The 8,946-nt window shown below is 74.3% G+C and carries 9 protein-coding genes; 8 read left to right on the forward strand and 1 reads right to left on the reverse strand.

The genetic code is table 11. The annotated features are described in order from the left end of the window. The first annotated feature begins 250 nt into the window (after positions 1–250). The 3 genes from ABEB28_RS40760 to ABEB28_RS40770 are packed head-to-tail and all read left to right on the forward strand — an operon-like array spanning position 251 to position 2,784. Complete coding sequence (locus ABEB28_RS40760) at positions 251–784, forward strand: SigE family RNA polymerase sigma factor (protein WP_345733675.1); 534 nt, start codon at positions 251–253, stop codon at positions 782–784. Then, positions 777–1,970 (forward strand): hypothetical protein, encoded by a 1,194-nt coding sequence (locus ABEB28_RS40765; protein ID WP_345733676.1) that lies wholly within the window; start codon positions 777–779, stop codon positions 1,968–1,970. The genes ABEB28_RS40760 and ABEB28_RS40765 overlap by 8 nt, the downstream gene beginning before the upstream one ends. Before the next feature lie 40 nt (positions 1,971–2,010). Then, a complete protein-coding gene (locus tag ABEB28_RS40770) occupies positions 2,011–2,784 on the forward strand; it encodes a DUF427 domain-containing protein (protein ID WP_345733677.1) in 774 nt (257 codons plus the stop codon). Positions 2,785–2,832: 48 nt separating this feature from the next. On the opposite strand, the gene ABEB28_RS40775 is transcribed toward ABEB28_RS40770, so the two are convergent. Beyond that, positions 2,833–3,774: a S1C family serine protease gene (locus ABEB28_RS40775; protein ID WP_345733678.1), complete on the reverse strand. Its 942-nt coding sequence runs from the start codon at positions 3,772–3,774 to the stop codon at positions 2,833–2,835. An 87-nt stretch (positions 3,775–3,861) separates the two neighbouring features. On the opposite strand from ABEB28_RS40775, the gene ABEB28_RS40780 reads away from it, so the two are divergent. From ABEB28_RS40780 to dhaM, 5 genes are all read left to right on the forward strand, one after another. After that, positions 3,862–4,380, forward strand: a complete 519-nt coding sequence (locus ABEB28_RS40780) for a phosphoribosyltransferase (RefSeq protein WP_376981419.1) — start codon at positions 3,862–3,864, stop codon at positions 4,378–4,380. A gap of 18 nt (positions 4,381–4,398) precedes the next feature. Continuing rightward, complete coding sequence (locus ABEB28_RS40785; RefSeq protein WP_345733679.1) at positions 4,399–5,466, forward strand: FAD-dependent oxidoreductase; 1,068 nt, start codon at positions 4,399–4,401, stop codon at positions 5,464–5,466. Positions 5,467–5,535: 69 nt separating this feature from the next. Continuing rightward, positions 5,536–6,522 carry a dihydroxyacetone kinase subunit DhaK gene (gene dhaK, locus ABEB28_RS40790; RefSeq protein ID WP_345733680.1) on the forward strand — a complete coding sequence of 329 codons (987 nt, stop codon included), beginning with the start codon at positions 5,536–5,538 and terminating at the stop codon, positions 6,520–6,522. Then, positions 6,519–7,097, forward strand: coding sequence for a dihydroxyacetone kinase subunit DhaL (gene dhaL, locus ABEB28_RS40795; protein ID WP_345733681.1), 579 nt, complete (start codon positions 6,519–6,521; stop codon positions 7,095–7,097). The genes dhaK and dhaL overlap by 4 nt, the downstream gene beginning before the upstream one ends. Positions 7,098–7,105: 8 nt before the next feature. Further along, the coding region (gene dhaM / locus ABEB28_RS40800; RefSeq protein ID WP_345733682.1) for a dihydroxyacetone kinase phosphoryl donor subunit DhaM at positions 7,106–8,946 on the forward strand (1,841 nt) is incomplete at its 3' end.

An 8,946-nucleotide genomic window follows, 5' to 3' on the forward strand; every position in this document is an offset into this window, starting at 1 on the left:
CCCCGTCTGAACACGTTCACACGCGACGTACAGCAGTTCTGCGACCTCGCTGTCGCACTCCCCACCTCGCGCGACGCCTGCCGTCCTGCCCGGCAAGGTGCGCCGGCGCGACCACGAACGGCAGCGGTGTGGTTGTGTGCTCCGCGTCGGCGGTACGGCGGGCCGTCCGGTGAGCGAGCCGTGCAACAGATTGCAGGCCCCGTGCGTCCTGGGGACGATCGCGTTCACAGGACGAAGGGGAAGGCGGACCATGCCGGAGCCCGATGGCTTCGAAGAGTTCGTGTCCGAGCGCTCCGCTGCGCTGACCCGCTACGGCTTCGTCCTCACCGGAAATCCGCACGACGCCGCCGACCTGGTCCAGGAGGCACTGATCCGGCTGCGCGGCGCGTGGGGACGGGTGCGCCGCCGGGACGACCCGGAGGGGTACGTCCGGACGACGATGGCCCGGCTGCACGTCAGCTGGTGGCGCAAGCGTCGGCGGGAGCGGCTGGTCGAGGCGGTGCCGGAGGGCTGGGCACCGGACCCCGGCATCGCTCGGGCCGAGGCGGACATCGGGCTCTGGCGCGCACTCGCCGCGGTGCCGCCGCGCCAGCGCGCCGTGCTGGTACTGCGCTACTACGAAGGGCTCGCCGACGACACGATCGCCGAGCGGCTGCGGATCAGCCGGGCGACCGTCCGCAGCCAGGCCCAGCGCGGCTTACGGACGCTACGCGCGCAGCTCACGCCCGACGACGCCCCGCCGCAGCCCGAGATCCTCACGACCGAGCGGAGGCGCCATGCTTGACGACCACGACGGCGCGCTGGACGACGTCCTCACCCGGACGCTGAGCCGGGCCGCCGACGCCGCACCACTACCCCCGCCGGACCTGTACCGGACCGTCACGCGCGGCCACGCGCGGCGGCGCGCCACGCTCGTGGCGGCCACCGCCGCGATCACCGTGTTCGCCCTGCTGATAGGTGTCGCCGGATGGCTGAAGGTCACCCGCTCCGACCCCGCGCCGGTCACCCCGGCCACGGCCGAGGCGCTCTGGCCGGACGCGATCCGGACGCTGCCCGCGACGCTGCACGGTCGCGAGTACTCGGTGGACGCCGTGCTGCCGGACGGCACGGTGGTCGTCCACACGGTCGACGCCGGAGCGGCGCAAATCCGGTCTGTCCGGGGCGATGCCCGCACCTGGACGTCGCGGCTGCTGGCGTCGTACCCGGAGGCGGCAAGTCCGCCCCTCGTCACGAACGTGCGGGCGAGCGCGAGCTGGCTGGTGTGGCAGGTCGACGACGAGATCTGGAGCCTGCGGTGGGACGGTGGGCAGCCGCAGCGGATCGTTGCCGGGCTGAAGCGGATGCTCGGAGGGTTCTCACTGGCCATCGACGGCGACCGGATCGTCTACGGCCCGACGTCCGAGGGCGTCCGGATCATTCCGGCGGCCGGCGGCACGCCGACGCTGCTCCCCGGCACCGCGAAGTACTTCACCCTGCACTGGCCGTGGCTCGTCCACGACGGGAAGGCCCCCCACCACCCGTCCGGTACGCCGCCGACGCTGTGGAACGTCCGCACCGGCGAGCGCCGTGAGGCGGTGTTCACCGCGGTGACGTACCGGGACACCTGCACGCCGGTGTGGTGCGTGGCGGTGGGCGACGACGGTAAGCCGCCGCTCGGCGGCGGTGACGACCCGATCACGACCGTCCGCGTCGACGGCACCGATCGGAAAGCGTGGCCGGGCTACCGGACGGAGTTCTTGTACGTGAAGCCGCTCCGCGACCGCTATCTGCCGCTCATCCGGATCGAGCGGGCGGCCGACGGGAACCAGGTGATCGACGTGATCGACCTGGTCGACGACCGGACCGTCGAACTCGGCCGGATGCGGAACGACCCGAGCGCGCTGATGAGGATCGGCTCCGGAGACGGTGTCTTCTCCTGGCTCGACGTCGACGGGAGCGTGAAGGTGTTCGATCCGCAGCGAATCCGGTGAGGACGGGAACGCGCGCGGGGCCGCCCGGGTTGGCGTGAGTATGACCTCGGAGACCGAAGAGAAGGCGCACGCACGGGGACGGGTCCGGCTGGAGCCCGGGCTGAAGCGAGTCCGAGCGTTGGTCGGCGGCCGGACGGTCGCCGACACCCGACACCCGGTGCTCGTCTGGGAGAAGCCCTACTACCCGACCTACTACGTCCCGCGGGACGACGTCCAGGCCGAGCTCGTACCGACCGGGGAGACCAGCCGGTCGCCGAGCCGGGGGGACGGCATCGTCCACGACGTGGTGCTCGCCGGGCGGACGCTCGGCGGTGCCGCGCTGACGTTCCCGGACTCCCCGCTGCCGGAGTTGCGCAGCCTGGTGCGGCTGGAGTGGGCGGCGATGGACGAGTGGCTGGAGGAGGACGAACCGATCTACGTCCATCCGCGCGACCCGTACAAGCGGGTGGACATCTTGAACAGCAGCAGGCACGTCCAGGTCAGCGTCGACGGTGTCGTGGTCGCCGACTCGCACCAGCCGCGGATCCTGTTCGAGACCAGCCTGCCGCCGCGTTACTACCTGCCGATCACCGACGTCCGGATCGACCTGCTCCGTCCGTCGGCGCTGGTGACGCACTGCCCGTACAAGGGCGCGGCGACGTATTGGGACGTCGTCCTGGAGTCCGGCGCCGTGCACGAGAACATCGTCTGGACCTACCGGTCGCCGCTGGCGGAGAGCCAGAAGGTGGCCGGGCTCGTCGCGTTCTACGACGAGAAGGTGGACGTCACGATCGACGGCGTGCCGCAGGGGCGCCCGCGGACACCGTTCTCCTGACGGCGGGGGGCGGGGGCGCCCGGGCCCGGGCCCCCNGGGCCTCCGGTGTCAGCCGACGAGTTCGCTCGGGACCGCGATGACGTCGACCATCGCGCCGTTGCGGTAGACGGTCAGCGGCAGCGGTTCGCCGATCGCGTCGGTGAACAGCAGCTTCTGCAGGCCCTGTGCGTCCCGGACCGGTGCCCGTCCGGCGTCCAGCAGCAGGTCGCCGACGCGGACGCCGGCCTGGGCGGCGGGGCTGCCCGCGACCACCTCGACCACCCGGAGTCCTCGGGACGGCCCACGGCCGCCCAGACGTTCGGCCAGCCGCCGGGCCAGCGCGTCCGGCAGCGGGAACGGGGCGGTAACGAGGCCCAGGTAGGCCCGGCGCACCCGGCCGTCGGCGCGCAGGGCGGTGAGGATGCGGCGGGTCGTCGGGTTGATCGGGACGGCCAGGCCGACGCCGATCCCCGCGACCGCCGTGTTGATCCCGACCACGCGGCCCTGCCCGTCGGCCAGCGCGCCGCCGGAGTTGCCGGGGTTGAGTGCGGCGTCGGTCTGGATCACGTCCTCGATCAGGCGGGTCGCGCCGCCGCTGCGGGCAGGCAGCGACCGGCCGAGCGCGCTCACGACACCGGCCGTGACCGTGCCGGAGAGGCCGAGCGGGTTCCCCACCGCGACGACGAGCTGACCGACCTGGAGAGCGTCGGCGTCGCCCAGCTCGAGGCCGCCGATGGGCGCGTCGTCCGCCCGTGCGACCGCGAGGTCGGAGAGCGGGTCGGCGCCGATCACCGTGAACCGGGTCTCGGATCCGTCGGCGAACCCGGCCCTGCCGCCGGTGGCACCGGCGACGACGTGCGCGTTGGTGAGCATCAGGCCGTCGTCGTCCACCACGACGGCGGAGCCGGCGCCCTCGCCGCGTCGGCTGCGCACGGTCAGCGCGGCGACGTGCGGGCCGACCGTATGGGCGACCCGGGTGACGATCTGGGAGTAGGCGTCTAATTCGGTCATGATCGCCTCCGGGCTGGGCTGACGATTACATCGCTACAACCGTTGCGCGGTCGCAGGGCTTCCGCCAGTCCTGTTTACGATTCGGCGGTGACGACGATCGAGCCGGAGACCCCGGCGAACGCCGAGGCGGCGAGCGGCGAGACACCGCGGGAGGTGCTCACCTGGGACCTGTTCGGTACGGCGTCTCGCGAGCTGGCCACCCAGATCGCCGAGGACGGGTACCGGCCGGAGATCGTGCTCGCGATCGCGCGCGGCGGCCTGCTGCCGGCCGGGGCCCTGGCGTACGCGCTCGAGGTGAAGAACGTGGCGACGATCAACGTCGAGTTCTACACCGGGGTCGAGGAGCGGCTCGCCGTCCCGGTGATGTTGCCGCCGGTGCCCGAGGTGGTCGACCTGGCCGGCGCGCGGGTGTTGATCGTCGACGACGTCGCCGACACCGGCCGCACGCTGGAGGTCGTTTACGAGTTCTGCGCGGCGCACGTCGCCGAGGCCCGGACCGCCGTGCTCTACGAGAAGCCGCAGTCGGTCGTCCGCTGCGAGTACGTCTGGCGCCGCACCGACCGCTGGATCAACTTCCCCTGGTCCACCCTGCCGCCCGTGCTTTAGGCGCATACGGTAGGAACCGTGCGCATCGCGGTGGTCGGGGCCGGCATCGTCGGACTGTCGACCACGTATGCGCTGCGGAGGTACCCGGTCAGCGTCCGGTGTTACGAGGCCGGGACGCCGATGGGCGGGCGCTCGCGCGGCGGCACGCGGATCTTCCGGCTGGCGCACACGACGTCGTCGCTGGTCCGGTACGCGGCCCGGTCGCGGGACGGTTGGACGCGGTGGGAACGGACGGCGGGCCGCACGCTGGTGGGCCGGGAGAGCACAGTGGTCAGCGGTGACGACGCGGCCGCGCGGTACGCCGCGATGCGTGCCGTGGGCGTCCGCTGTGGACTCTATTCGGACGTCGCCGCGGTGCCCGGGCTCCCGGCGCGGGACGGCACGCCGGGACCGTTCCTCGTCGACCCGGCCGGTGGGGTCATCCGGGCCGAGGCCACCGGCGAGTACCTCGCCGCCGCGGTACGCCGCTCTCTGCAGCTCGACGCCGTCCAGCGGATCACCGTGCGCGGGGACACCGCCACGATCCACTCCGCCGGGGGCGCCTGGGAGTGCGACTCGGTCCTGATCGCGGCCGGTACCGGCACGGCGGCATTGGCAGGTCCGCTCGGCCTTCGGGTCCCCGCCGAGTTGGAGCACGCGTTCCGCTTCACGTTCCCGCTCGCGGCCACCGCCGGTCCGGACGGTGGGCTGCTGCCCCCGCTCCGCTGCTGGATCGAGCGCAGCGGCTCCTGGAAGGACGGCTTCACCAGCTACGGGCACCTGGCCGGACCGGGCCGCTGGGCGATCGGCGGGCACCTGCCGGCGGCGGACACCGCCTGGGGACTCGGACCCGAGGAAGCGCGGCGGCGCGCCGAGTCCGTGGTCACCACCTACGTCGCGGAGTTCCTCGACGACATCGTGGACCCGAACCCGGTCGACACCGTGTACTGCGCGGTCACTCCCGGGCTGGGCGACGGGGTACACGTGGACCGCGCCGGGCCGGTGCTCGCGGTCTGGGGCGAGAACCTTTTCAAGTTCGCGCCCGCGCTCGGCGCCGACCTCGCCGCCGCGGTCGCGGCCCGAGGACTCCCCGACGAGGTGCCGTAGCGAGAGACTGTACGGGGACTACCGGACATGAGGACCACCCGACGCGCAGCTGTGCAAAGGAGCACCGGCATGAAGAAGCTCATCAACGCTCCCGCCGATGTCGTGGTCGAGGCGCTCGCCGGCCTCGCCGCCGCCCATCCCCGGCTCGCGGTCGATCTCCAGAATCGGGTGGTCTACCGCGCCGACGGTCCGGTTCCGGGCAAGGTGGGGCTGATCTCCGGTGGCGGGTCGGGGCACGAGCCGATGCACGGTGGGTTCGTCGGGCCCGGCATGCTCGACGCCGCCTGCGCCGGTGAGGTGTTCACGTCCCCGGTGCCCGAGCAGATCCTGGCCGCGACCAAACTCGCCGACGGCGGCGCCGGCGTGCTGCACATCGTCAAGAACTACACCGGCGACGTGATGAACTTCGAGATGGCCGCCGAGCTCGCCGAGGACGTCCAGATCGCCACCGTGGTCACCAACGACGACGTCGCGGTCGAGGACAGCCTCTACACCGCGGGGCGGCGTGGCGTCGGCGTCACCGTGCTGCTGGAGAAGATCGCCGGCGCCGCCGCCGCGGAGGGGCGCGACCTCGCCGAGGTCACGGCGATCGCGCAGCGGGTCAACGACCGGGGCCGCAGCATGGGGCTGGCGCTGACGTCCTGCACGGTGCCGGCCGCGGGCAAGCCGACGTTCGACCTGCCGGACGACCAGATGGAGCTCGGCGTCGGCATCCACGGCGAGCCGGGCCGGCGGCGCGTCCCGCTCGCGTCGGCGCACGAGGCGGCGGCGATGCTGGTCGAGCCGGTGCTCGCCGAGATCCGGCCGGACCAGGGTGTGCTGGCGTTCGTCAACGGTCTCGGCGGAACCCCGCTGATCGAGCAGTACCTGCTCTACGGCGAGGTCGCCGCGCTGCTGGACAAGCAGGGGATCCCGGTGGTGCGGTCGCTGGTCGGCTCCTACATCACCAGCCTCGACATGGCCGGTGCCTCGGTCACGCTGCTCGCGCTCGACGACGAACTGCTCCGGCTGTGGGACGCCCCGGTCGACACCCCCGGGCTGCGGTGGGGCGCATGAGCGTCGAAGCGTGGGTGCGGGAGTTCGCCCGGCTGGTCACCGCGGAAGCCCCCCGGCTGACCGAGCTGGACTCCGCGATCGGCGACGCCGATCACGGCGCGAACCTGTCCCGGGGCCTCAACGCGGTCGTCTCGGCGCTGGACACATCGTCGTTCCCCGACGACGGGGCGCTGCTGAAGAAGGTCGGGATGGTGCTGGTGAGCACGGTGGGCGGTGCCAGCGGGCCGCTCTACGGCACGTTTTTCCTGCGCGCTGCCGGGGCGCTCGGCGACGGCTTCCCGGCGGCGTTCCGGGCCGGCGTGGACGGGGTGGCCGCGCGCGGCAAGTCGACGACCGGCGAGAAGACCATGTTGGACGCCTTGGTGCCGGCGGCCGAGGCCCTCGCCGCGGGCAAGGACTGGGCCGCGGTGGTGGACGCGGCCGAGACCGGCCGGGACGCGACGATCCCCCTCGTCGCGCGGAAGGGCCGGGCCAGCTACCTGGGGGAGCGGAGCGCCGGGCATCTCGATCCCGGAGCGGCCTCGGCGACGCTGCTGGTCACGGCGGCCGCCACGACGCTCGGTGCGGACGGCTGACCCCGTCGATGGCTGATCTCGTCGCGCTGGTCGTCGTCTCGCACAGCCGGCCGCTGGCGCGGGCCGCGGTCGAACTCGCGCTCCAGATGGCGCAGGACGCGCCGGTGCGGGTCGCGGTCGCGGCCGGTGTGGACGACGCCGGGTCGGACGGGCCCGGACTCGGGACCGACGCGGTGGCGATCGCCGACGCGATCGGCGAGGTGGCCGGCGCGGCCGGTGTGGTCGTGCTGATGGACCTGGGGTCCGCGGTGCTCTCGGCCGAGCTCGCGCTCGAACTGCTCGATCCCGACGTTCGGGAGCGGGTGGTGCTCAGCCCGGCGCCGCTGGTCGAGGGATTGGTCGGCGCGGTGGTCGCGGCGGCCGGGGGAGCCGGACGGGACGAGGTGGCGGCGGAGGCGGTGGCGGGCTTGGCGCCGAAGGCCGGCCACCTCGATCCGCCGCCGTCTCGCGAGGGTTTCGGCCCGCCGTCCGGGTCACCGGGTGAGGGGGGCGCTGGGTCGCCGCCCGCGGCATCGGCGTCGGCGCCCGAAGGGGGCAGCGAGCCGCCCGCAGGGCTGCGGGCGTCGTTCGTGGTGAACGATCCCCAGGGGCTGCACGCCCGCCCGGCCGCGGCGCTGATCGGCGCGGTGCGCGGCGTGGAGGCGGCAGTCACACTGCGCAACCTGACCACCGGCGCCGGACCGGTGCCTGCCGAGAGCCTCAGCCGGGTCGCGACGCTGGAGGCGCTCGCCGGGCACGAGGTCGAGATCGGCGTCCCGGCGGGCGAGGACGCGGCGCTGCGACGGGTGCTCGCGGCGGCACACGAGATCTTCGGCCCACCGCCCGCCCCACGGTGGTCCCCGCCGGGTTCGTCGACGCGTCCGCCGGCCGGTCCGCCGCCCAGCGCGTCGCCAGCCGGTCCGCCCTCCACCGCGTCGGCGGCCGGCGAGCCGGCACCAACCGCGGCCCCGTTCGCGTCGGTCTCGCCCGGGTCGGCTTCGGCTGGGCTGGCTGGGTCGGCCTGGCCTGGGACGGCCCCGGCCGTGCCGCTCGCGCCGGCTGTCGGGGCAGGGCCGCTCGCGGCCTCGCCGGGGATCGTCGTCGGTGTCGTGCGGCAGCGCCCGCGCGGCGGACCGGGCACCGCGTCGGCGATCGCCCCGGTAGACGGGGGCGGCCCGGAGAGCGAGCAGCAGCGGCTGGAGGCCGCGCTGGCGGCGGTGGCGAGGGACCTCGCGTCAGTCCGGGAGCGGGTGGCGGCCGAGCTGGGCGACGCCGAGGCAGGCATCTTCGATGCGCACGCGCTGCTGCTGGACGACCCGGAGCTGCGGACCGCGGCATCCGCGCGGATCGCGTCCGGTGCCGACGCGGGTGCCGCCTGGGCGGCGGCGATCGGCGCGGCGGAGACCGCCTGGAGCGCGCTCGCCGACCCCTACCTGCGCGCCCGCGCCGCCGACCTGGTGGCCCTCCGCGACCAGGTCCTCGCCGTCCTCGCGACGCCCCCGGGCCCGGACGCACCCGCGATGGCGGACAGCGACGCGGCGGACCTCGCATCGGGGGACGTGCTCGTCGCGTCGGACCTCACGCCGGTCGAGGCGGTAGCGCTGGATCCGGCGCGCATCGGCGGCGTCGTCCTGGCGCACGGAAGCCCGACCGCGCACAGCGTCCTCCTGCTGCGCGCCCGCGCGATCCCCGCGGTCGTCGCCGCCGGGGACGCGGTGCTCGCGGTCCCGGACGGCACCACGGTCGCGCTCGACGGCTCCACCGGCGAGCTGGTGCTCGACCCGGCGCCGACCGTCCGGGAGCGGTTCGCCCGCACCCGCGCCGACGCCGCGCGGCACGCGTCCGCCGCCGCGGCCGGAGCGGCCCGCCC

This window comes from Cryptosporangium minutisporangium (assembly GCF_039536245.1).
Lineage (GTDB): Bacteria > Actinomycetota > Actinomycetes > Mycobacteriales > Cryptosporangiaceae > Cryptosporangium > Cryptosporangium minutisporangium.

Coding starts and splice junctions, on each gene's coding strand:
- ABEB28_RS40760 (WP_345733675.1), top strand. CDS start 251: ATGCCGGAGCCCGATGGCTTCGAAGAGTTCGTGTCCGAGCGCTCCGCT.
- ABEB28_RS40765 (WP_345733676.1), top strand. CDS start 777: ATGCTTGACGACCACGACGGCGCGCTGGACGACGTCCTCACCCGGACG.
- ABEB28_RS40770 (WP_345733677.1), top strand. CDS start 2,011: ATGACCTCGGAGACCGAAGAGAAGGCGCACGCACGGGGACGGGTCCGG.
- ABEB28_RS40775 (WP_345733678.1), bottom strand. CDS start 3,774: ATGACCGAATTAGACGCCTACTCCCAGATCGTCACCCGGGTCGCCCAT.
- dhaK (WP_345733680.1), top strand. CDS start 5,536: ATGAAGAAGCTCATCAACGCTCCCGCCGATGTCGTGGTCGAGGCGCTC.
- dhaL (WP_345733681.1), top strand. CDS start 6,519: ATGAGCGTCGAAGCGTGGGTGCGGGAGTTCGCCCGGCTGGTCACCGCG.